The 20454-nt window shown below is 53.0% G+C and carries 25 protein-coding genes, 1 pseudogene and 1 riboswitch; of the genes and pseudogenes, 4 read left to right on the plus strand and 22 right to left on the minus strand.

Annotated elements, in window-relative coordinates; all coding sequences use genetic code 11:
• Positions 1-5: 5 nt before the first annotated feature.
• The 15 genes from SD71_RS05265 to SD71_RS05325 all read right to left on the minus strand — a co-directional run bounded on the left by SD71_RS05265 (position 6) and on the right by SD71_RS05325 (position 10108).
• Positions 6-383, minus strand: coding sequence for a hypothetical protein (locus tag SD71_RS05265; protein WP_041060619.1), 378 nt, complete (start codon positions 381-383; stop codon positions 6-8).
• 90 nt (positions 384-473) lie between these two features.
• Complete coding sequence (locus tag SD71_RS05270; RefSeq protein ID WP_041060622.1) at positions 474-1685, minus strand: M24 family metallopeptidase; 1212 nt, start codon at positions 1683-1685, stop codon at positions 474-476.
• A gap of 78 nt (positions 1686-1763) precedes the next feature.
• The gene (locus SD71_RS05275) at positions 1764-2246 is read right to left on the minus strand and encodes a hypothetical protein (protein ID WP_041060625.1); all 483 of its coding nucleotides are present in this window, start codon (positions 2244-2246) and stop codon (positions 1764-1766) included.
• Between the two features lie 17 nt (positions 2247-2263).
• Positions 2264-2689 carry a hypothetical protein gene (locus SD71_RS05280; protein WP_041060627.1) on the minus strand — a complete coding sequence of 142 codons (426 nt, stop codon included), beginning with the start codon at positions 2687-2689 and terminating at the stop codon, positions 2264-2266.
• On the minus strand, positions 2686-2832 hold the full coding sequence (locus SD71_RS23860) for a hypothetical protein (RefSeq protein ID WP_161793339.1): 147 nt from the start codon (positions 2830-2832) through the stop codon (positions 2686-2688). Before SD71_RS23860 ends, SD71_RS05280 begins: the two co-directional genes overlap by 4 nt.
• A 13-nt stretch (positions 2833-2845) precedes the next feature.
• Positions 2846-2995 (minus strand): hypothetical protein, encoded by a 150-nt coding sequence (locus tag SD71_RS24160; RefSeq protein WP_165418307.1) that lies wholly within the window; start codon positions 2993-2995, stop codon positions 2846-2848.
• Between the two features lie 15 nt (positions 2996-3010).
• On the minus strand, positions 3011-3529 hold the full coding sequence (locus tag SD71_RS05285; RefSeq protein ID WP_041060630.1) for a hypothetical protein: 519 nt from the start codon (positions 3527-3529) through the stop codon (positions 3011-3013).
• The gene (locus tag SD71_RS05290; protein WP_041060634.1) at positions 3498-3905 is read right to left on the minus strand and encodes a hypothetical protein; all 408 of its coding nucleotides are present in this window, start codon (positions 3903-3905) and stop codon (positions 3498-3500) included. The genes SD71_RS05285 and SD71_RS05290 overlap by 32 nt, the downstream gene beginning before the upstream one ends.
• 20 nt (positions 3906-3925) lie before the next feature.
• Positions 3926-4861 (minus strand): type II secretion system F family protein, encoded by a 936-nt coding sequence (locus SD71_RS05295; RefSeq protein ID WP_041060637.1) that lies wholly within the window; start codon positions 4859-4861, stop codon positions 3926-3928.
• Positions 4855-6261, minus strand: a complete 1407-nt coding sequence (locus SD71_RS05300; protein WP_041060640.1) for an ATPase, T2SS/T4P/T4SS family — start codon at positions 6259-6261, stop codon at positions 4855-4857. The genes SD71_RS05295 and SD71_RS05300 overlap by 7 nt, the downstream gene beginning before the upstream one ends.
• Positions 6258-7094 carry a P-loop NTPase family protein gene (locus SD71_RS05305; RefSeq protein ID WP_041060643.1) on the minus strand — a complete coding sequence of 279 codons (837 nt, stop codon included), beginning with the start codon at positions 7092-7094 and terminating at the stop codon, positions 6258-6260. The genes SD71_RS05300 and SD71_RS05305 overlap by 4 nt, the downstream gene beginning before the upstream one ends.
• Complete coding sequence (locus SD71_RS05310) at positions 7094-7801, minus strand: CpaB family protein (protein WP_041060814.1); 708 nt, start codon at positions 7799-7801, stop codon at positions 7094-7096. Before SD71_RS05310 ends, SD71_RS05305 begins: the two co-directional genes overlap by 1 nt.
• A 450-nt stretch (positions 7802-8251) precedes the next feature.
• Positions 8252-8881: an MBL fold metallo-hydrolase gene (locus SD71_RS05315; RefSeq protein ID WP_041060646.1), complete on the minus strand. Its 630-nt coding sequence runs from the start codon at positions 8879-8881 to the stop codon at positions 8252-8254.
• A 9-nt stretch (positions 8882-8890) separates the two neighbouring features.
• Complete coding sequence (locus tag SD71_RS05320; protein ID WP_041060649.1) at positions 8891-9457, minus strand: thioredoxin family protein; 567 nt, start codon at positions 9455-9457, stop codon at positions 8891-8893.
• Positions 9458-9496: 39 nt separating this feature from the next.
• The gene (locus SD71_RS05325; RefSeq protein ID WP_041060651.1) at positions 9497-10108 is read right to left on the minus strand and encodes a DedA family protein; all 612 of its coding nucleotides are present in this window, start codon (positions 10106-10108) and stop codon (positions 9497-9499) included.
• Between the two features lie 157 nt (positions 10109-10265).
• On the opposite strand from SD71_RS05325, the gene SD71_RS05330 reads away from it, so the two are divergent.
• Both SD71_RS05330 and SD71_RS05335 read left to right on the plus strand, forming a co-directional pair.
• Positions 10266-10721, plus strand: coding sequence for a cupredoxin domain-containing protein (locus tag SD71_RS05330; RefSeq protein WP_041060654.1), 456 nt, complete (start codon positions 10266-10268; stop codon positions 10719-10721).
• Between the two features lie 57 nt (positions 10722-10778).
• On the plus strand, positions 10779-11090 hold the full coding sequence (locus SD71_RS05335) for a hypothetical protein (protein ID WP_041060817.1): 312 nt from the start codon (positions 10779-10781) through the stop codon (positions 11088-11090).
• A gap of 60 nt (positions 11091-11150) precedes the next feature.
• Here the strand turns inward: SD71_RS05335 and SD71_RS05340 are convergent, their stop codons facing one another.
• The 7 genes and pseudogenes from SD71_RS05340 to yyaC all read right to left on the minus strand — a co-directional run bounded on the left by SD71_RS05340 (position 11151) and on the right by yyaC (position 18651).
• Complete coding sequence (locus SD71_RS05340) at positions 11151-13268, minus strand: O-antigen ligase family protein (RefSeq protein ID WP_041060657.1); 2118 nt, start codon at positions 13266-13268, stop codon at positions 11151-11153.
• 107 nt (positions 13269-13375) lie between these two features.
• The gene (locus SD71_RS05345) at positions 13376-14053 is read right to left on the minus strand and encodes a PilZ domain-containing protein (protein ID WP_041060661.1); all 678 of its coding nucleotides are present in this window, start codon (positions 14051-14053) and stop codon (positions 13376-13378) included.
• Positions 14054-14149: 96 nt separating this feature from the next.
• A riboswitch (cyclic di-GMP riboswitch) is annotated at positions 14150-14237 on the minus strand.
• Between the two features lie 83 nt (positions 14238-14320).
• Positions 14321-14928, minus strand: a pseudogene (locus SD71_RS25800) (GGDEF domain-containing protein).
• On the minus strand, positions 14925-15974 hold the full coding sequence (locus tag SD71_RS22010) for a histidine kinase N-terminal 7TM domain-containing protein (RefSeq protein WP_052475987.1): 1050 nt from the start codon (positions 15972-15974) through the stop codon (positions 14925-14927). The pseudogene SD71_RS25800 and the gene SD71_RS22010 overlap by 4 nt, the downstream one beginning before the upstream one ends.
• 99 nt (positions 15975-16073) lie before the next feature.
• Complete coding sequence (locus tag SD71_RS05355; protein ID WP_041060664.1) at positions 16074-17276, minus strand: class I SAM-dependent methyltransferase; 1203 nt, start codon at positions 17274-17276, stop codon at positions 16074-16076.
• A 36-nt stretch (positions 17277-17312) separates the two neighbouring features.
• Positions 17313-18110, minus strand: a complete 798-nt coding sequence (locus SD71_RS05360; RefSeq protein ID WP_041060820.1) for an alpha/beta fold hydrolase — start codon at positions 18108-18110, stop codon at positions 17313-17315.
• A gap of 7 nt (positions 18111-18117) precedes the next feature.
• Entirely contained in the window at positions 18118-18651 is a 534-nt protein-coding gene (yyaC, locus tag SD71_RS05365; protein ID WP_041060667.1) for a spore protease YyaC, read from the minus strand.
• A 155-nt stretch (positions 18652-18806) separates the two neighbouring features.
• Here yyaC and SD71_RS05370 point away from each other — a divergent pair, with 155 nt between their 5' ends.
• Both SD71_RS05370 and SD71_RS05375 read left to right on the plus strand, forming a co-directional pair.
• Positions 18807-19028 (plus strand): DUF1128 domain-containing protein, encoded by a 222-nt coding sequence (locus tag SD71_RS05370; RefSeq protein WP_041060671.1) that lies wholly within the window; start codon positions 18807-18809, stop codon positions 19026-19028.
• A gap of 487 nt (positions 19029-19515) precedes the next feature.
• The gene (locus SD71_RS05375) at positions 19516-20439 is read left to right on the plus strand and encodes a LysR family transcriptional regulator (RefSeq protein ID WP_052475988.1); all 924 of its coding nucleotides are present in this window, start codon (positions 19516-19518) and stop codon (positions 20437-20439) included.
• Positions 20440-20454: the final 15 nt, after the last annotated feature.

The raw sequence follows: 20454 nt of genomic DNA on the forward strand, positions 1-20454 counted from the left end.
GCTTGTTAAATCCAGGCCTTTAAATTCACTTGCCGGATAAAATCCTCGCGGGTTTGTACTTCCTTGTTCACTTCTTCCATGACCGGCTCTTGATTTCCGTTCATGATGCGCTTGAACAGTTCCTCGTTGCGGGTAGCGAGCGCGAAGTCGATCAGCGCTTCCCTCTCGACTCGGTCCGCTTCCATCTCCAGCAGCGTCTCTTCCAATTCCACGTCGGAAGCCGGCACATAAAATTGCCGGTTGGCTTTCGGTACACGGATTATATAGTCAAACGCACTATCGTTATTACGATCGTATGCGATCACAAAACCGTATTCGCCCAAAGGCAAATTCTGCTCGAACCGGTCGTCAACGATGACGATTCTTTCCCCTAGCTTCAGCATCCCGATTCTCCCTTTCATGATGCGTATGTGATACTACTTCTATCCTACTAGAAAAGTTTCGCATTATGCAAATAGTTGCGTTCTTTACTATTACAGCTCAAAAATCTTCTCGGGCGAGAGAGTTAACGGGCGGCAGCCGGTGTCAGTGATGAGATATGTGTTCTCGACACCTACAACGCCCCACTCGGGAAAAGTGAATTTAGGCTCGACTGCGATGACCATCCCCGGCTCCAGCGGTTCCTTGAAGCCCTTGGCGAGCACCGGCCATTCGTCAATCTCGAGGCCTATGCCGTGTCCGAGAAATTTCACTTGATCTGGCCCAAAGCCCATGAAATGCTCGGATAGTCCTGCTCCCGCGGCTATTTGTAACGCTTCTGTATAAATGTCTTCGGGTTTGCTGCCCGGTTGAAGCAGTTCTTCGCTGCGTCTTAATATTTTATCGGCTGTCTCATATGCTTTTTTAAGTTCCGGCCGTAATTCTCCTATGACGGCAGTGCGGGTTTGATCGATTACATACCCGTCAATACAGCAGCCGATATCGATCAGAATAGGCTCATCGCGGCGGATCGGACGGTTGCTCACGCTTTGCGGCGCGGCAGGTGTCAGGCCTCGGCCTCCTGCAGGGCCGTCGAAATAAGTAGGTTCGGCGGCAGCTTCTCCGGCCGCGACCATCCCTGTCACCAACTCTTGATTGTAGCCTCTCATCCTCATCAATCCCACATGGCCTCGCCGGCGCATCACAGTCTCGATCACGGACATCAATTCCAGCTCCGTCATTCCTTCTCTAAGAACCGAGAGACCTTCTTGCAGCGCTGCTGCCGCCGCTTCGGCCGCTTTGGAAATACACGAGACTTCATATTCAGACTTGACGCTCCGCACCCGCCGAAGCAGCATGGAAGCGTCCGACCATTCCGCATGCGGGACGGCCCCGGTCAGCCGGAGGTACAATTGTGCAGGCATCACATCCAGATCGGCACCGATGCGAGGGTGTGTGTCGGCCGAGCCCTGACCGAACACATCCGGATAATCTTCGGCCAGCTGCTCGCCGAATTGTCTGAACGACCCGAGCTCTACGGTATGCACCTTGGACTCCTTCAGAGCACGCGTTAAGCTTCTTCGTACATAATAAGTCGGATCCCCTTGCGCGGGAACAAACAAATAACCGGTCTGCATCGAACCGGTCAAATAATAGATTCCTATGTTTTGCGAGATAAGACAGCCGTCCAGTCCTGCCTCTCTCATCAGTTGCTGTGTCCTGTCGCGGCGAATCAACCACTCTTCCGGCGGAGGAATGACTTCCATTGTCGCAGGCACCCCTTTGCTGATTCGCATTTGATACCATTACAGCAAAGTGACGGTTCGCCGTCAACTGTTGTTCACCTAATAAACCAATTCTGCAGATCCTTTCAAGTTCCATTCCACCGGAGCGAGAACGCCGAACAGCCGCGGATACTTCACATGGACGATGAGGACGACACCAGGCCGGTCGAGTGTAATTTCATACTGATATTGCGAGTTTCGATATGTATACGGGTACTCCAGGTTCTCATTCAGAATTTCGAACACCCGGACTTCAACCGGATCACGCAGGAAGCTGCCTGAAACCGGCTTCAGCCCAGCGTCCAGCGCCAGATTGCCTCGAAGGTACTGGGCTGCGGCATTTTCCGCCATTTCCGGATGAACTGACAGCACCCCCATCTCAAGCTTCTCTCTATCTATCTGCTGTGCGGCTGCATGCGCAGCCCGATCGACGGCTCGTTTCGCTTCATGTACCGTACCCATGGCTAACTCTTCATCCATCTGCAGCGCATGCAGCATCCACCAAATGACAATCATGAGCACACTGAGCACCAATTTGGCCATTCCCGCACCAATTCTCCTTAAGGGACATATTCGCTCATTTTCATTCCCCTGCCGGAAATACGCGCATTCGCCGAAGGCGGTTGTATACCGATCAAACGGTCGATGTTGAGCAAGTTTTCGTAAGGGTACGTAATCGACAACCGAATTCCGACACCTCTCGTAACAGGCGCTTGCGCATTGTCCCCTTCTGCGCCGGTGGTGGTCGCAATCTCATAGTTGAGTGAAGCGGCGTTGAAGCCATATTGGCCTAACCGATTCCGAGATTCCGCCACCATCGCCCCGTCGATATATCCGTATTTGCCGCTAGCCCCGATCTCCAGCAAATAGTCCGTCTCCTGCTGGAGCAGCGCTTGACGTATAACCAGTACATGCTTGTAAATAGGAGAAAACATAAGCCAGCAGAACATAGCCGCAAACAAGACAAACACTAACAGCTGTTTCACGGGCTGATCCGGGAAATTTGCTCAGCCATACGGTTTCCGGACGCGGTAATTTGCTCCTTCGTCCCGCCGTTACCCCCCGCAATCTGTGTATACAGGAGCACAACGGTCATGATCAGTAAAACGGTCATCAATATTTGCCGCAAGCAAATTCCTCCCCTAAGGCTGCATGCTGCCGAGTGTAGTGTTGGCCGTCGTGCCGTGCGCTTCAATCCGTGCGCGAGTGCCCGTATTGTCCTGGGCCACGATCGTGTTGAACATCAATGCCACGACGATCAGCATCATGACGGTAATCAAAATATTGCGCATGAAAACACCTCCTTCCTATGGATTAAGAGCATCAAACAGCTTCGCCGCTTCCTGTACCCAAGGGTAAAGAAAGATTTGAAAGGTATAGAGAATCGGAATTCCCGCCAGCACGAACAGCAGATAAGAAGTCGTCTCTTTGCGGCTGTCTTTCGCGAGGACGATTTTGGCTTTATAATCTCTCACCGATTCCCGCAGCAGATCATAAATATCTTCACTCTCATTAAGGCGCAGTGACCGCAAGCTCTCGGCGAAGCCGTACGCTTCATCTGTGCCCAGCCGGTCCTTGAACCGTTTCAGCGCATGGTCCGCATCATGGTACCACTCATTGAGAAGCAGCCCCATTTCACCTCGGATGTGACGAGTCAAATAGAGGCATTTCATCAGCTTTCCATGAAGGTGCAGCCTGGAGCCCGTGTAATAGAGCAGCTGGCTGCTCACCGCCACGATTTCACCCCGGATCCGGTCCGTACGGTAGCGCCGAAAGGATTGCAGCCATACCCGATCATACGCAGCGACAGCTGTAACAGCCAGCAAAAAAAAATAACAAGTTCCAACAGGTCAAAACCGGTATAGATCCGTTTAACCGTAATAAATAAATGACCGCTGCGGCTCCCGGCAGCAGCGCCAGCACAAAGCGCCGATAAGCCAAATAATCCTCTGGAAGAAGACGAATTCCGCAGCCTGCAAGCAGCACCCTGCGCTCTTGAAGAGTGATGCTTTCCTTATCTGTGCGCCACAGTTTGAGAAACCAGGACGGGGTCTGCCTGCGGCGCCAGCCTCTGAAGTTAATCCGCCATCGGTTACGGGGCATGAACAACAGCCTGACGACGACAGAAAATGAGATAAACAAGATCATAAATTGAATGAACCAGCTAACCCCGAACATCAAGCTGCGGCTGTAATCTGTCAAGGCATCGCACCTTCTTTGTGTTACATTTTTTTGCGGGATAAATAGAGACCCATGATCAACGAACCGAACAGCAAAACCACCGCGTTAAGCAACATGCTGCGACCTGCAGAATCCAATATGTAATACATGTAGCTGCCTTCCGGATTCAGTCTGAAGTTGATGCCCATAAACAACGACAAAAATAACACGGGAGTAAAGTTGGCCAGACGGATTTCCAGCAGCCTATGGCGCTCGACATGATTAGCCATCTGGGCTTTACGCATATCGGCTATGATTTCCTTCAGATTATCCGCTACATTATTGCCTTCTTCGAGCGCCACCTTCAGAATGCTGCCGAAATAATCGGCCCACACATGCCCGAAAGCTAGACTAAACCGGCGCAAGCTTCCTTCATCGTCTCCATTGACGGAGAGGCTGCGGTACAGCTGATCGAAAGCCGCCTGCACTTCCCCGGGAAGCCTCCGCTCCTCGACCGTCTTTTGCAAAGCGGTGCGCACGTGTCTGCAGCCGGTGACAAGATAACATTGATAGAACAGCTCCACGGCCGGCAGAAATTCCAGCCTTGTCGCCATCTGGCGGTTCACCAGCGACATTCTGAGCAGCAGATAGGGCAGACTGCCTAAAATAACAAGCAGCAGAAAAACCGATCGTAAAGACTGAAACACCATCACTCCCGCGGAACTTCCCAGCAATCCCAGGCAAAGGGATATTAACGCAAAGCCGTTTGGCGTCATGCGCCAGCCCAACGTCAAGAGCAAATCGGCTACATGCTCGTACGGCCTGCCCAGGCGGCTCATTTGCAATGATACGGCTTGATTCCATGCCGATTCTCTGTACGCATTCAGCCGCCGTTTGCGGGAACGGTTATCCGACCAGGCGGATAATGCAAAACGCAGGCTCACATACAGAAGCAGGAAGAGGAGTGTGATGAGAGATACGACGGCGAGCTTCAGCATGGGTTAATGGCTCCCAAAGCCTGCAGCGTCTGGCCTCCCTCCGGGTCGTGCCGGAATATCCTTTGCGATGCACGGCTTGAGAGCGGCTCGGCAAATATCCAACGGCCGAGAGAATCTTCATAGCGTACGACATCACGAACCTTGATCTCCCCATTCAGCCATTCGTATTCCCCGATCCGCACCAGCTTGCGGAAACCGCCGATCATCCGCATTTCAAAACCGATCTGGGTCACATGCTCGACAATGCGCCGGGTCATCCGGCCGGCATTCATGCCGCGGCCATCCAGCATGCACATGTCGGTAATGGTATCCGGCACATCTTCAAGAGTGTTGGCATGAACGGACGTGATGCTGCCCTCATGGCCTCTGGTGCAGGCTCTCACGTATATATTCGCGTCTTCATCGCGGATCTCCGCATGGCAAATACGCTGCGGCGATTGACGAAGCGCAAGCTTAAAAGCCTGCCTTGGCCCATGAAGGGGGTCGTCTTCATCCGATTCGTATTCGATCACATTCTTGCCCGGAAAGTCCCGTGCCAGCATCAGTTCGAACCGGCCCTCGATCGTTACGATTCTTTCCTCGTCCGGCATTGCCGCGATCAATGCTTTAATGAGGTGCGTCTTTCCGGTATTCGTTGCACCAATGACCACCATATTGAAACGACTTCGAACAATAACTAGAAGCAGCTTGAGCATATCCTCATCGATCGTCCGGTACTCCGGGCGCCAAAGCGTCTCAAGATTGAATCGCTTGACCGTATAGAACCGGATCGTCAACGTCGGCTGCGCGGTAAAACCGAATCCCGTCATCGTCACTCTTGAACCGTCCGATAAAAGCACTTCCGCCCATCTTTTTCGCGGGTTGATCCGATCATTATTGAATAACACCAAATTTTGCTGAATCCGCTCGACGTGGCTTATATCCTGGAATCGGTAAGGCGATGCGGCCGCCCTGCCGTCGCGCACTTCAAAGATCCCCGTACCGACGACCTGCACTTCCTCCAACCCCTCACGGTTGCGCAGCACAAGTTCAAGCACGTTCATGCCGATGACTTCCGCAAACAGCGCTTCCGCCAGACTGCCATAGGGAAGATTGCCGAAAGGCATATGCTGGAGCCTTTTTTTAATTAACCAGTCGGCTATGATCGCCAGCATCTCGGCCCGCTCCTGCGGAAATCCGATGACGGCCCGATTCAGCTTCTCGGCATATTGCCGCCGCTGCTCGTCGCTCCATCCGCGAGGCGTGGCAAGCATTTGTCGGACTTCCTCCGTATACGCTTGCAATGAGGATAATCCGCCGGATAGATGGCGGGCCGATTGAGGCGGTTCAGCTATCGACGCTTGAAGATCCGCCGCATAGGCGGAAGTTGAAAACCGTTTGGAGGCGCCGTCCGCTGTCATTTTTCCCTCCGGCGGTGAACCATAAGTCTTCTCATCCAAGGACGTTCCGTCTTTTGCAGCCTTTCTGCCCAATTCAGCTTCGTAAGCAGCGGTGAGGCGATCGCATCGAATGCAGCCGCATTGCGCTCCTCCGCAGCAAGCCATTCATCCAATCTGCCGCTGTCCAACTGCAGATGCACGCTCTCCATCAACCGCAGCTCTGTAAACTCGGAACATCCGGTTTCCTTGCGAATTTCTTTCACACGAAATCCCCCCGTCAGTCGATGAGTGCCCTGCAGCAGCACCAATTGAAATTGCTCCGGCATTATACCGAACATAGACCCAACCTGACCGGTCCAACGATGTACGTCCTCTTGAAAATGGCTCAGGTTGTCCGTTGTGACTAAAAATTTGTCGTCCGCTTCGCGCATCGCGCAGACAGTAGCCGCATTATCCCAATAAGCGCTGACATCCGCGATGGTGAGATCAAATGCCTCACGCGACGCCGCAAGCAGCTTAAGCATGTCTTCGGCTTCGTAATATTCCGCTTGCTCTCTGGCCATATTGCCGAACAGAACGTTCAGACCGCCAAGTTTGGGCGAACGAAACGCGTACTGACGCAATTTGTCAGCTGTCAGTGTGCCTGCCCGCAGTTCGGGCCTTAGCCCGTCCAGCGTAATATCCGGTTTGTCGACTCCCAAATACAGGTGCGTCTTAGCGCTCTTGAGATTAAGGCATAAATAGCCGACCCGGCGGCCGGTCAAAGCCGCAATGCGATAAGCCGTTCCGAACGCCGTCAATGATGTTCCGATATTCGGCGTTGAACCGGCAAAGGCGGCAAGTCTTCCGGACATTATTCCCCCTCCTTCTGTATTGCGGATGTTTGATAAGCGATAACGAGTTTCGCGGTTCCTCCTTTGCAAGCGGAATCCATTAACAGCCATTGCTCTTCCGTCAGATTTAAATTAATCGAATCAATCGTTCCGTTAGCATCGCGGCGGGATGCATACATTCCTTCCTTGTCATTGTTGGCCAGCGAAAGCAAATTCGGATTCTTCGGGTTGTCGATCTCGAGGTTAGCCGCCGTCTTCACCCCGGCCACCCGAATGGGGTCGGCGAACAGACGCTTGGAAGGAACCGCCTCATCCGACAGATAAACCGCAATCTCATCCCCCGCCCGGATCCCATTCGAAATGGACTTCACATACTCACGCGGAATTTGAAACGTGGACTCCCCGGTACGGGGAAGGAGTCTGTATTTATCCACTTTCCACTTAAGCAGCGGTTCATTGCCGCCGAGCGGGACCGATGTTTCCATACCTACGGTTTCCGTTAGATTCCTGACCATGTCCGGTGTTACCGCCCGGCCGGGAAGCTGAATCACCTTCAGGTGATCCTTGCTTAGAATGGTGCCGGTCTCGATAAACTGCTTCGGTGCGACAACATCGATTGTTTGCTGAAGCTTGATTTGCCGCAATTGCAGTAAATACACGCCATATACTAGCAATCCTGAAATAACCGCGGCCGATATGCTGATTGTGATCTGCCTGCGCCGATTCACCTCATCACCCTCTTTTCCGGAAAATAAAAAAAAACGCAAGCGAGGAGTTATCTCCTTCGCCTGCGTTCTTCGCAGTGAACATGAAGCCTATATTGCTTGTTAACGCCAACTATAGCAAATACTTGTCTGCGTGTAAAGTCCTTTTTTGACATTTTACTGCAGGTTTCGCTTATTCAACTTTACTTTTACGCCCAAAACTAATGTCCGTTCGTCAGGGGACGAATTAAGCCGCTGCCAGCGGTTTAAAGGGTGCAAAAAAGTCGTCAGGGGACGAATTAAGCCGCTGCCAGCGGTCTATTTGCCAATGAACAAGGAACAAGGTGGAACAGAAATATATAGAGACTTATGCGAGGAGTAGGGCAATTCACTTTCAGCTTTCAGCAAAGATAAATACAAAAAACGCAAGCGAGGAGTTTTCTCCATCACCTGCGCCTTTTCAGTTACTCTCAATTATCTTACAAAAGGGTTGCCCTTTTTTTCTTCGCCGATCGTCGTTTCCGGGCCATGGCCGGGCAGAACGATGACGGAATCCGGCAAAACATAGAGCTTCTCGCGAATCGACTTGAACAGCTGATCCTGGTTGCCGCCCGGCAAATCGGTCCGGCCGATCGATCGTTGGAAGAGTACGTCCCCCGAAAATAGTAAATCCCCGCACAACAAGCTGACGCTGCCCGGAGAATGCCCTGGGGTGTGCATCACTTTAAACGTTTCGCCTAAAAACTCCAACGATTGTCCGTCCTCAAAATAATGATCGGGCAAGCTTGTCGTAATCGGCGGAGTCACTTCTGCCCAGCGGGTGGAACCGTTCTTGCCGGCATCCGTCAGCCAATCCTTCTCCAAGGCATGAAGGTATACCGGGCAGCCATATCGCTTGCGAAGCTCATCCACACCGCCGATATGGTCGAAGTGCGCATGAGTCAGCCAGATGGCCTCTACCTTTAACCCTTCCAATTTGCGCATTAACGCCGGATCTGCAGTTCCCGGGTCAATAATGATGGCGTGCGTGCGATCGGAGTTAATGACGACGTAGGCGTTCGTCTGGAGCGCACCGAGTGAAAATCTTTGAAAAGTCAGCATGATATTAAGGCCTCACACCCGCGAAAGAAGATCGCGCAATTCTTTTAAAATAACCGTTTGATATCCGGTATCCTCACCGTAGCGGGCCATCATTTCTTTGCGGGCAGCCGCCAGATTGTCTTGATAATCCGCAGCTTCGCGGTCCGTGTTTCGCTGTTTGAATTCAATCATCACTTCTTGTACGTGTTTCGGCCGGGGACCCCATTGAGCCAGCAGGTGACCGCCGGTGTCGGTAATCAGCACAACCGGAATCGAGCGTCCGCCCATCGTCAGAAATTGATCGATGAAATCGAGATGCTCTTCCATGATGAACACTTCCGTCGGAATGCCCGCTTTCTCCATCGCCTGAAAAACGACCGGAACGTTGCGCACAACGTCTCCGCACCAATCCGCCGCGATGATCATACAACGCAGATCATCTCGATTGTTGAGAGACTCGTAAAACTCCTCCAGACCGGCGTCGTTCCACCGGAATTTTTCATGCCACGAAGCAAATGCCTCTTGATTCTTTGTCATGCCGTCCATGAATTGACGCGGTAAAATGCCCTGATTCACTTTATCCGCCAGCTGCCGGCTCATAGCTCCATCCCTCACTTTTCCTAGATATGTATCCACATTCTAAATGGTCTTGCCTCTCTTGCGCAAATACTGGTAAAGGAAAAAAACGATCAGCAGCGCAATAGCGCCCAGAATGATCGGCTGCACATAAGGTGCGGCTTTCTCACCGATCGTCTCCCAATTTTCTCCGAGTGTCGAACCCAGCCAGACAAACAGGATCGACCAAGGGATGGAAGCGAGTATAGTCAAATAAGTGAATTGCCATAAGTTCATGCGGGCCATTCCTGCCGGAATGGATACGACTTGACGCATGACCGGCACGAACCGCCCGGTGAACACGATGATCGGCCCGTATTTGTCGAACCACCTTTCGGCGATGTCGATATGCTTCGACTTCAGATGCAGGTATTTGCCGAATCTGTCCAGGAACGGACGACCCCCGAATCGGCCGATCGCATACAACAGCCACTGCTGCAGAACCGCGCCGATCGTACCGCACATGACCGCAATCGTAAAAGAAATGTCCCCTTTGGACACGAGGTAACCCGCATAGCCTAACACGATTTCGCTCGGAATGACCTCGATAGCAAGTCCGATAATAATGCCCCAATAACCCAGACTCTCGACCCATAGCAATACCTGGGCTAACCATTCATGCAGCGTATCCATCATGATAAGAACCTGCTCCCTTTGACGTTTTGACCGTATCTATTCTAGCACACGCCGACAGGCTTCTTCCACTTATGCAACAGGCGGCAGGCTTGTCATGACGGGACGGGCCGGCGCATACACTTCGGTAGATGGACAAAGTTGAAGAGGAGAGAGCGGCATGAGTAGAATCGTTGTGCTGAGCCGAAAAAAGATTCAATTTTACACGATTTTGGCGGTGGCTGTTATATTGACGGGTGCTTATATCGGCTGGCGGCAGTCCGATCCGGCAATGGCGCCGGCAGCTGCGGAGCAGAATGCGCGGGTGATCGAGCTTGTCACAGGGGAATTTAACGCAACCTCCGACGGCGGCAAAAAGCTGGAAGCCTATCTCTTCTATCCCGGAACGATCATCTTAGAAAAGGGCGAGCCGGTGGAATTACGGATTAAAGGGGTCAACGGACAGTCTCATCCGTTCGTGATCGAAGGCCTGAACATATCCGGTAAAGTGCTGAAAGGCAAAACGACGGTCGTCCGCTTTACTCCCCAGGAGGAAGGCGTCTACCGGATCGTCTGCACGACGCACACCGACATGAATTCCGGCGGTCCGATGGTCGGTTATCTGGTCGTGGACTAATGTGACGCACCCCCTCTCTTGCGCATAGGGTATGAGGAGAGAGGCACGGTGAACTGTATGAAAATGTTTCAGGAGAAGCATTCGGCACCGCTTCCCACCCCGCGGAGCATTCGCAGAACATGCAGCAACGAGCTGTACCGTACGGCGAAAAGATTGAAGCAGCACATCCCCCCTACGTTACTCGGGCAAGCGGAGGCGTTCTATGTCCGAAAGGTCATTGACAATCTGTCATGGATTGCGCAGAATCACAGCAACCGCAAGCTGCTGGCCGATTGGTGGGATGAGCAGATCAGCGAAGAGATCGCAGCGATGTGGAATGTGGATCGGGAGCGGTTGAAGAAGGCGTTCCGCGACGCATTCGGCGGATGAACGGGCTGGCTTAGGTCGTGACAACGACTGAAGGCCAGCCCCTTTTATTTTGCAACGGTGTCAATTTGACGAGCCGGTGTCGAGCAGCTTCTGTGCCTCTTCTTTCCATTGCCCTTCATCTTCCGCAATCACTTCCAGCAATAATACATGGGCTTCGTCCGTACGCGCCAATATCAGCAAGCATTTGGCGGCGTTGAACTTGGCTGAAGTCGTGAGCGCAAAGCTTTTGCCGTTGGCGGGACGGTCCATGGCCGTCACTTCAAGATCGAGCGCGCGGTATTGCCGGAAGAACGATACCGCAGCTTCCGCCGCCTCGCGTGCCCGCGGCTCATCGCCGGCGGATTGCCGGCTTTCGGCGAAACGGGCCATGCTCGCGATCGCGGCGGTCTGGTTGTCGCGGTTGAACCGCTCCAACCTCAAACCCTCGCGCAAGCCGCTGCGCGCTTGCGCAACATCGCCGAGCTCGGCATAAGCCATGCCGAGCTCGAACCATAGCGGCGGGGCCAGCGGCTCATACCGCAGCCCCGCCTCAAGCATGCTCGCCCGCTCCCGTGCCGGGAGCATCGGGGCGAGCTCCAGGCGAATCCGCGCCCACGCGGGATTCGCATCAAGCGCCGCGCGCAGCTGTGCTGCCCGCGCGGCAGGTGCCGCCGCTGCGCCGGCGGCGCTGCGGGCGCTGGCGGCGGCGTCACCGCGCCAAGCCGCCCAGAGCCCGACCGCAGCGCTGCCTAGCAGCAGCGCAGACAGGGCGGCGCGGCCAGCCGGCGCCGCAGTGCGCGCCGGAGCGCGATGCCCGCCATGCACTGCCGGCGGGACATGCAGCATGACCCATGCAATGAGCAGCAGCCATACGTAAGCATAGGACCAATCAAAGTCCACGGCCGCATGAACCAGTAAAACGGATGCCGGAGCAATCGCAGTCCGATCATAGCGCCACATTTTTACTATAAACACAACCAGCATGAACAGCAGCAGCGCCAACCCGGCCAGCCCCGTATCGAGCAGGATTTCAACATATCCGCTGTGCACTTCATTGCCCACGTAAGGCTGACGTTGATACAATCCGAACAGCATCCGCCAAGTCTCGCCGCCCCAGCCGAGCCACGGTGAATCCTTGAACATCTCCCAAGCATCCGCGTAAAAAAGCCGCCGCGAAGCGACCGTCCCATAATTTGCGGCCACCCGCTCCCCTGCCGCACCGAATACGAGCCAGCCGGCAATCAGTGCCCCAATAGCGGCAGCCAGCCACGGGACAATCCGCCGCACCCATGATCTGCGCCCAAACCATTCATACCGCCAATTACGGTCAAGCAAGATCAGCAGACCGGCAGCCGCTAGACAGCAAGCCGCCGCTGACCAGACGGCTCCGACCTGATGCTCAAGCAAGTAACTCCATGCTTGTTTAGCCGTAACAGCGGACAGTACCGATGCGACACCTGCGGATACGAGCAGCCTCGGGCGTGCCTGACGATCGAGCAGCAAGCAGCTGAGAGCAATTCCAAGCAGCAATGCGAGGATTGCGCCTCGCGATTCCGTTAGCAGCAGCGCAGCTCCGAAGGGAACGATGGAGAACGCGGCCACAAACCGCGCCGAGCCTGATCCCCGTCCCCAAGTCTGCAGCTGCATAAGCAGAAATGCGGCAAGAACGGCACCGTAGGCATTCGGATATTGCATAAAGCCCGCCAAGCGTGCCCCGGTTGCAGACAGCTCCGCATCGTTAAACCTGAGTACGATATCCGGGAACGAAAGCCACCCGAACCAGCCGGCCCAGCCCCCGGCAAGCAGGAGCAAACCGGAAGCCTGAATGGCTGCCCATCCCCATTTACGTCTGTCTTTGTTGTGCCATAATGCTGAGCACAGCACCGAGCAGCAAGCATAAGCCGTCCACCGAAGCGCTGAGTCCGTGCTCCCTTTCACCGACAACGGCTCCGCAGCAAGGTGTATTGCATACAGCAGCGCCATACACAGCGGAAGCAAGCTCCAAAGCGGCACATCCATTCTGCGCTCCCTGAGCAGTCGAACGGCCCACCACACACAGAAAGAGATAAATAGAACGATTTCCAACCGATAGAAATCGGTATCAAAAAACATTCCGCTGCGGTAAGCCGACCATCCTAATACGGACGCCGCGCCGACGAATCCGAGCATCGCCGGTAAATCCTTGCGCAGCCAACTCATGGACCGCTTCCCCCTCACCTATCAACGAGCCTGCCGCAAATAAAAAAAACAGGCCGCAGGTCGGCCTGAATCTACGCTATGTACACGAACGGCCTGAATCGCAATGGTTAGAACGACCGCTTAGTCTGAGCGGGGTTCTGGCGCTGCTGAGCGTGTTTTTCAACCTGCTGCCGTAAAATGAGCGCTCGAAGGGGACGAATCATTTCCGGATCCAGAACATTCATCTTCGCTCCGCAAAGCACCTGGTCTTCTTGTAAGTCCCGCCGCACGATTTGCAACTCGCAGTTAAAGCCGAAGCCAAGCTGCATATGGGCCGTCACACGTGTGTTTCTACTGAGATACGGCGAATCGGGTCCCATGAAACTGACACCTGCAAGGCTGATGTCGTTGATCGCAATTTCCAAAGGCTGCTCGAGCAGGGTCTCATTGCCTGCGTCATCAAGCACACCGAGTATATTCGCCGATCCGGACACCGGCACACGCGGATGCTCCCGTTTCTCCGTGAAACGCTTCTGGAACTCAGGCGGTTGGAGCAGCGCAATCGCACCTTCGTATTTGGCGAAAACAATAGATTGGATGGATTGTCTTCCCGCTGGAGAATAGATCGTTAACTTGACCGTCTCACCCAGCTCGAAAAGCTCAAATTCGGGGAGTTCGATTTCAATGAGCTCTCCCTCGACGTGAGTCAGGATGCCGGTGGATACGAAGTTCTGTTTCTCCACAACGGTTCGGCAGTGAAGCAGCAAACTTAGTGATAGAGGAGAATCCCGGTCTGTGTTGGCCATAGCTTCATGCCACCTCTCAAAACTGCAAAATTTCATAAAAAAAGCAGCTTCCGTTAGAAGCAGCCTGCGATCCGCCAACGCCCAGGTTTAGGACTTTTCGGCGGCCAGGCTGTCATCGTTCTTGCGAACATTAGACCCTATAGCTTTGCGCCCCTGCTTTTCAGCAGGTTTGCTATTATCGTGTCTGCATGACTGTCGGAAATAATTCTATCACAAAACAATAGAGATAGTATCCTAATTTTTCAAGTTATCGACTTTATTCGTCATTTAACGCGCAATTACGACACGATTGCGGCCATTGTTCTTCGCCATATACAAAGCGGTATCCGCGCGGGCGAACAATTCTCTTAAATACTCCTTCGTATCGTCGAATTGAAGACCTTCGCCGGACTCGGAAACAACGCCCATGCTGATCGTCACATTGACTTGTTCCGTACCCGTATCCACACGGTTATCGGCGATGGCGTGCATGATGCGATCGGCCAAAAGATGCGCTTGCTCGCGACTCGTATGAGGTAGGTAAATCGTAAATTCCTCTCCGCCGTAACGCGCGAGTATATCGGTCTGCGCAGTGTGTCACGGACGATATTCACCGTACTGCGAATGACTTCATCTCCGACAAGATGGCCGTAATGATCGTTAATCTGCTTGAAATGGTCGATGTCGAACAGCAGGATCGAGTAGGGGATACGATAGCGCATATTCAAAAGCACTTCATGTTCGAGCTGCTGCATAAGATAACGGCGGTTGAAGCACCCTGTCAACCCGTCGGTGATCGCCATCTGTTCGAGCTTCTGATTGACGCGGAACAATTCGTCCTGGATTGCGATCAATTCCATATTCCGTTCATGCAGCGCTTCATTTTTGCGGTTCATCTCGTCAACCAGCTTGCGCAGCTCCGTGACGTCATGAAATGTAATGATCCGGCCGAGCAGCGTTCGGCGGTCGTCGAGCACGGGAGAGATTTGAATCGAGACATGGCGGCCGTATTCTTGCAGCGAGAATTCCATTTGCATTCTCTCGTTCGGGTGGTGAAGGTACCTGTACAAAAACTCATAGGCTTCACCATGAGTCTGCAAAGGTTCCAGAAACTTGTCCATTTCAAAAGTGTCGCCCTTGTTGATCTGCAGGAACGGGGCAGCGCCGCGGTTAACCTCCAGCACTTTGCCGTTCTCTCTACGACAACGATTCCTGTAGCCATATGCTGAAAAATGTCTTTCTGAGCCAAGCTCAATATATCGAACATGCCGAACCTGGAAATCGCGACCACGAAACAGACATCGGATAATAAAATGCCTAGAGCGAGCAGCCCTGGAATGATCGGCAGGACCACTGGGCCAAAAGAACGTTCACGAGACAAATCGAGCAGGCCGAAGCCTGTGAGCACGAACATACCGATGAGAGCCGTTGCGAGCTGCCTCCGCTGATTCAGCGATTTGACGGTTTTGAGTGCGTGGAACATGCTCATTAAAGCGCTGAAGAAATAGGCGAACTGAACCAGCACAAGCACCCAGAACAAGGGTCCGTAGACGCGGTCGATATAACTGCCGCCGACCGGCGACATGAACAGGTGCTGGGGATTCCAGGCTGCGGCGATGATACAGAGTAAGGAAGGCGCAAAATAAGCGAGGATTTTTCTCGGTGTGAGCTCGTTGACGCGCCCTGTAAGAAAGAAGACAAAGATAAGCCATCCGGGACCCAGCATACCCATCGCCAAGAACGAAATATTGACGAAAAAAAGTTGAATGCCCGGATACTCGGTCAACACGACTGCAAACTGTCCGAGCGGCCAGAGCATCATAAGAAAATGGAAAACCAAATAAACTTTGTGCGTCTGCGTGATCCGATTGAATGCCATAACACATACAAACAAAATAAACAGGAGTGCGAACAACATTAAATCAGGCCAGAGCAATGCCAAAGCATTCACCTTTTCAGAAAAAGTAAAATAAAAGATAGGGACGAGCTATCTTCTAATTTTACCATAATGTTGCACTTTCTAACAGCATTTTAAGGACTTTTAGCTCTTAATATTTAAGACTTTTGACACATTTTCAGCGAGCCCTTGCTCCATAAAGGGCCGGATTCCTAAAAAATCGCGGAATACTTCATATTCACGGGCAGTGTCCTCTTCGCCTGTTTTACGTCCTTTTACCGCGCGGATCAGAATATTTTTGGCGGTATGCTCCATATCGATAAACTCCAGCAATTGGGTCCGGTAACCGGCGACTTCCAGCAAATTGGCCCGCACCGCGTCCGTTACGAGTGCTGTAAAGCGTTCCTTCAATATGCCGTGCTTGAGCAAGGGCTTCAGGGCGGGCTGCGAAATTTGTCTGAACAGCTCGTGCTGACAGCAAGGAACCGATAGGATGACACTCGCGTTCCAGCCGATTGCTTTCAACAGCGCCGCATCGGTTGCCGTATCGCAGGCGTGAAGCGTGACGACCATATCGACGTCCGTCCGCCCTTCATATTTCGAGATATCGCCGACCGAGAATTTCAGATCGTCCCATTGCAAATCTGCAGCGATGCGGGAACAGGTTTCGATGACGTCAGCCTTTAAATCCAGGCCGATAATCCGCACGGGGAACTTCTCTTTGATTGCAAGCAGATGATACAAGGCGAATGTCAGATAAGATTTGCCGCACCCGAAATCGACCACCGTCAGCTGCTTGCCGCGGGGCAGATCGTCAAGCACATCGGATACCATCTCGAGGAACCGGTTGATCTGGCGAAATTTATCGTATTTGGCTTTGACCACTCTGCCCTCTGATGTCATGACGCCAAGCCGAATCAGGAAAGGGACGGGTTCTCCTTCTGGGATGACATAGGCCTTGCTCCGGTTATGCGCCGTTGCCTGCCGGTCTGCCTTCGCGGTAGGAGAACCGCTGATCAGTGTGATTCCGCCTTTCTTATCTGCGAGCACCTGGATGTCCGCTTCGGGGGACTTGATGAGCGCTTGCTTATAAAGCTCCATGGCGTCCAGTAGCTTGCCGGCCGCCTCGTCCTCCGAGATATTTTCATGAAATGCTTTGTTGTCCTGAAGGCGCTCGAATTGATAATACATTCCGGTTTTAAGCGTCACAGGACGAACCGTTAATTTACGTGCGGTGTCCCCGTCCTTGCGCCGCGGTCCGCTGAACGTCGCTTGCAGCAGGCGGCCGTTCGATACGATTTCCTGCACGAAATCCCGCCATTGCTGCGAATCCATTTTACTGCTCATTACACCTTCTCCTTCTTGATGAAAAAGACCTTTCCCTTACCTGCTGCCCTTCCGGTCAAGGAACTCGAGAATCGCTTCGGCGAAAGCTTGCGGCGTTTCCATCATTCCCATATGTGCGGCGTCTTTCAGCGTGATTGCCGTAATGTTATCGTCAGATACCGGGAATCTGTTTTCCGGAGGAATGACGGCATCTTGTTCCCCTGCCAGCAAGAGAACCGGAAGGTCCGATCCTGACAACACCGCAGTTCGATCCGGCCGCTGCCTCATTCCGAGCGCGCAGCCGACCGCAGCTTGCGGTGACGTGGCGTAACCGATCTCCTTTGCCTGATCGACCTTGTGACTCTTGCTCTTCTTATGTTCCTCGCTGAACAATTTCGGGATCAGGCCGTCCACAAAGGCGTTGACCCCTTTGGTTTGAATCGTTTCTACAGCCTTCACGCGATTTTCCTTGGCGGTTTCACTGTCCGCCAGCGAAGTGGAATGCATCAGTCCGAAGCCGAGCAGCCGATCCGGGTACTGTTCCGCAAAGGCCAGCGAGATGTAGCCCCCTAAGGAGTGGCCTAACAGATAGACCTTTTGCAGTTTCAATTCATCCATAAGCTCCGCCGTATCGCCGGCTAACTGTTCCATTGTGTAAACGCCCTCGCTCGCCGAGGACGCGCCATGACCGCGCAAATCCGGAGCGATGACACGATAGCGTGCCGACAGCAAGGGAATCACATCATCCCAATAATGATGGCTCCCGCAATATCCATGCAGCAGAACAATCGGGGTACCGGTACCCGCTTCATCGTATGCAATCATTTTTCCGGTCGATAAATGTACTTTTTTCATCATACCCTCACAACCTTTCCTTTGATCGGGACGGCCATTGACGGACGATGGCTTCCGTAATTTCAGCCGCCATGCCCATTACCCGGTAAAGCGAAGTCGATTGCAAATTCCAATACGGTTTCGGACCCGAGACATTCACAACGCCTGCTATGCTGTACGTTCCGACAGGCGGGAATGCTTTACCGACGGAACGCGCCGGAGTTAGCGGGCCGGTCGCAACCAGATAAGCCCCTACAGCCTCGGGCCGGCCGAGACAAGCGTCCACTGCAACAATTGTACCCATTTGCGCAAGGGATGGAATCATTTGCGGCAGCCGAATCGAGTCGCAAGGCTCCGGCAGTGTGCCGATGACTCGGGTAAACCCGCGGTCCTTGAGCATCGTTCCGACCCAAGGCCCAAGACTGTCTCCGGTAGAACGATCGGTTCCGATGCATAGAAAAGTCAATTCATCCAAAGAGTGCGAAGCCGCCACTTGCGCCATGAAAGACGCCAAGCCCGCAGCATCCGTTCTCTGTGCCAAATACGGATTCCGGTCCGCCATGTATGTCCGCCTCAGCTTTCACACGGTGCGTTTTATTTTCAGGTTACCATTCCGTTAAGCGGAATGCCACCGAACGGAAGCAGGGAAGCTCGGCGCGCGTGCGGTTTTGTATGGTACAATATCGTCAAACCTATATCCGGAGAGGAAGTTTCGCCATGAACTTGAACGAGCCGACCCCGCAAAACATTGAATATATGATCGAAGCCATCAAAACCAAGCTGCGCATGGCTACAGGCGCCGCAATGCAGTCCTCAAGCTTTTCCGTGGACAAATACGAGGATATCAAAGATATTTACGACATGGTTGCCTCCAAACAAAATTTCAGCATCAGCGAAGTGGAAGCTCTCGTATCCGAGCTCGGCAGATTGAGAGCATAATTTCACGGCACGGACGCATGTTCGCGAGATAAGCTTGGCGACCTTATTAACGGGCCTCCGGGCCGTTATTCCGAGCTTGAGGCCCGTTAATGCGAGATTTCAGTTAGTTTCAACAGAATTAGCGGGCTGCAGGCCCGCTTTTTCTTTTGTACCTGCGCCTGAATACCATAGTAAGTGAGCCTGTCAGGCTTGGTGGCGTTTCCATCATTTATTTCGATTACAGTCATGAAAAAGGCTCGCTAACTGCTTCGCCCCCCTCGCTGTTATGATGAGCAAGTAAAATATTCGGGAGGCGAAAAAAGATGTTGATTCATGATTATTCTACCTATAAAATATGGGAAACCATCCAATTAGAGCAAAAACATCGGTTGGAAAAGGTACGCTTATTGAGATCCTTAAGGTTGGACCATGGCAGAGGACGTCCGCGCGGCGTTGCGGCAATTTTTCTAAAACTCATTCGGTGACGGTTACTAAGGACGGTGGTCCGGTGGATTTGCTTTACCTGAAGTCATTTCTGGAAGTGGCGCGCTGTCAAAGCTTTACGAAAGCGGCGGAAAATCTGGGGTACGTACAGTCCAGTGTAACCGCGCAAATCCAGAAGCTCGAAAATGAATATGGCGTCATGCTGTTCGAGCGTTACGGACGATCGATGCGTTTGACATCGGCCGGCGAGCAGCTGCGCGATACTTTCGAGCAAATCGTTAACATGTATGAAGACTCCAAGCGCCTCATATCCCGGCAGGTGAAGGGGCATCTGGAGATCGGCACAATCGAGTCGCTGATGGCTTTCTTTCTTCCTCCATTGTTTCACCGTTTCTTGCAATCCTTCCCGCAAATCAACCTCCAAGTAAATCCGCTCATACATGCAAACATCTTTCAATTGGTGAAAACGGGCGAACTGGATTTAGGCATCATTCTCGATCGGCCTGTCGAGGATGAAGATATCGAAGCGATTCCGATACGCAGAGAACCTCTTGTTCTGGTAGCTGAACCCGGCCACCGGCTGTGCTTGGCAGACCGGGTAGGATTCGCGGAGTTGGATGGCCAGTCGCTTATTGTGACGGAGCAGGGCTGCACTTATCGCGCAGCGTTTCAGCGCCTGCTCGGTGAGCATGGGGTAACTTATCATATTCACCATGAGTTCGGCAGCTTAGAAGCGATCAAGCAGTGTGTCGCATATGGACTGGGCATCGCTCTTGTGCCTCGCATTGCAGTAGCCCGCGAATTAGAGGATAAGCGGCTGGTCGCTCTCCCTTTCACCCATTCCGACATCACCTTCTATACACAAATCGTCCATCACAGGAAGAAATGGCTGAATCAGGCCGTGAGGCATATGATCAAGCTGCTGACGGATGCCGGAACCGGCGGCGAACAAGCGTACAACGAGAAATCCCGCTCCACGAAATCGTGAGGCGGGATTTTTGAT

Origin of the sequence: Cohnella kolymensis, assembly GCF_000829465.1 — a bacterium.
GTDB classification, from domain to species: domain Bacteria; phylum Bacillota; class Bacilli; order Paenibacillales; family Paenibacillaceae; genus Cohnella; species Cohnella kolymensis.

Bases quoted from the DNA above. Each gene is read 5' to 3' on its own strand.
- SD71_RS05275 (WP_041060625.1), bottom strand. From the start codon at position 2,246: ATGGCCAAATTGGTGCTCAGTGTGCTCATGATTGTCATTTGGTGGATG.
- SD71_RS05325 (WP_041060651.1), bottom strand. From the start codon at position 10,108: ATGATGGATACGCTGCATGAATGGTTAGCCCAGGTATTGCTATGGGTC.
- SD71_RS05300 (WP_041060640.1), bottom strand. From the start codon at position 6,261: ATGACAGCGGACGGCGCCTCCAAACGGTTTTCAACTTCCGCCTATGCG.
- SD71_RS05340 (WP_041060657.1), bottom strand. From the start codon at position 13,268: ATGAGTTGGCTGCGCAAGGATTTACCGGCGATGCTCGGATTCGTCGGC.
- SD71_RS05270 (WP_041060622.1), bottom strand. From the start codon at position 1,685: ATGGAAGTCATTCCTCCGCCGGAAGAGTGGTTGATTCGCCGCGACAGG.
- SD71_RS05265 (WP_041060619.1), bottom strand. From the start codon at position 383: ATGCTGAAGCTAGGGGAAAGAATCGTCATCGTTGACGACCGGTTCGAG.
- SD71_RS05305 (WP_041060643.1), bottom strand. From the start codon at position 7,094: ATGTCCGGAAGACTTGCCGCCTTTGCCGGTTCAACGCCGAATATCGGA.
- SD71_RS05360 (WP_041060820.1), bottom strand. From the start codon at position 18,110: ATGAAAAAAGTACATTTATCGACCGGAAAAATGATTGCATACGATGAA.
- SD71_RS24160 (WP_165418307.1), bottom strand. From the start codon at position 2,995: ATGCGCAATATTTTGATTACCGTCATGATGCTGATCGTCGTGGCATTG.
- SD71_RS05355 (WP_041060664.1), bottom strand. From the start codon at position 17,276: ATGAGCAGTAAAATGGATTCGCAGCAATGGCGGGATTTCGTGCAGGAA.
- yyaC (WP_041060667.1), bottom strand. From the start codon at position 18,651: ATGGCGGACCGGAATCCGTATTTGGCACAGAGAACGGATGCTGCGGGC.
- SD71_RS05345 (WP_041060661.1), bottom strand. From the start codon at position 14,053: ATGGCCAACACAGACCGGGATTCTCCTCTATCACTAAGTTTGCTGCTT.
- SD71_RS05330 (WP_041060654.1), top strand. From the start codon at position 10,266: ATGAGTAGAATCGTTGTGCTGAGCCGAAAAAAGATTCAATTTTACACG.
- SD71_RS05370 (WP_041060671.1), top strand. From the start codon at position 18,807: ATGAACTTGAACGAGCCGACCCCGCAAAACATTGAATATATGATCGAA.
- SD71_RS05295 (WP_041060637.1), bottom strand. From the start codon at position 4,861: ATGCTGAAGCTCGCCGTCGTATCTCTCATCACACTCCTCTTCCTGCTT.
- SD71_RS05320 (WP_041060649.1), bottom strand. From the start codon at position 9,457: ATGAGCCGGCAGCTGGCGGATAAAGTGAATCAGGGCATTTTACCGCGT.
- SD71_RS05335 (WP_041060817.1), top strand. From the start codon at position 10,779: ATGAAAATGTTTCAGGAGAAGCATTCGGCACCGCTTCCCACCCCGCGG.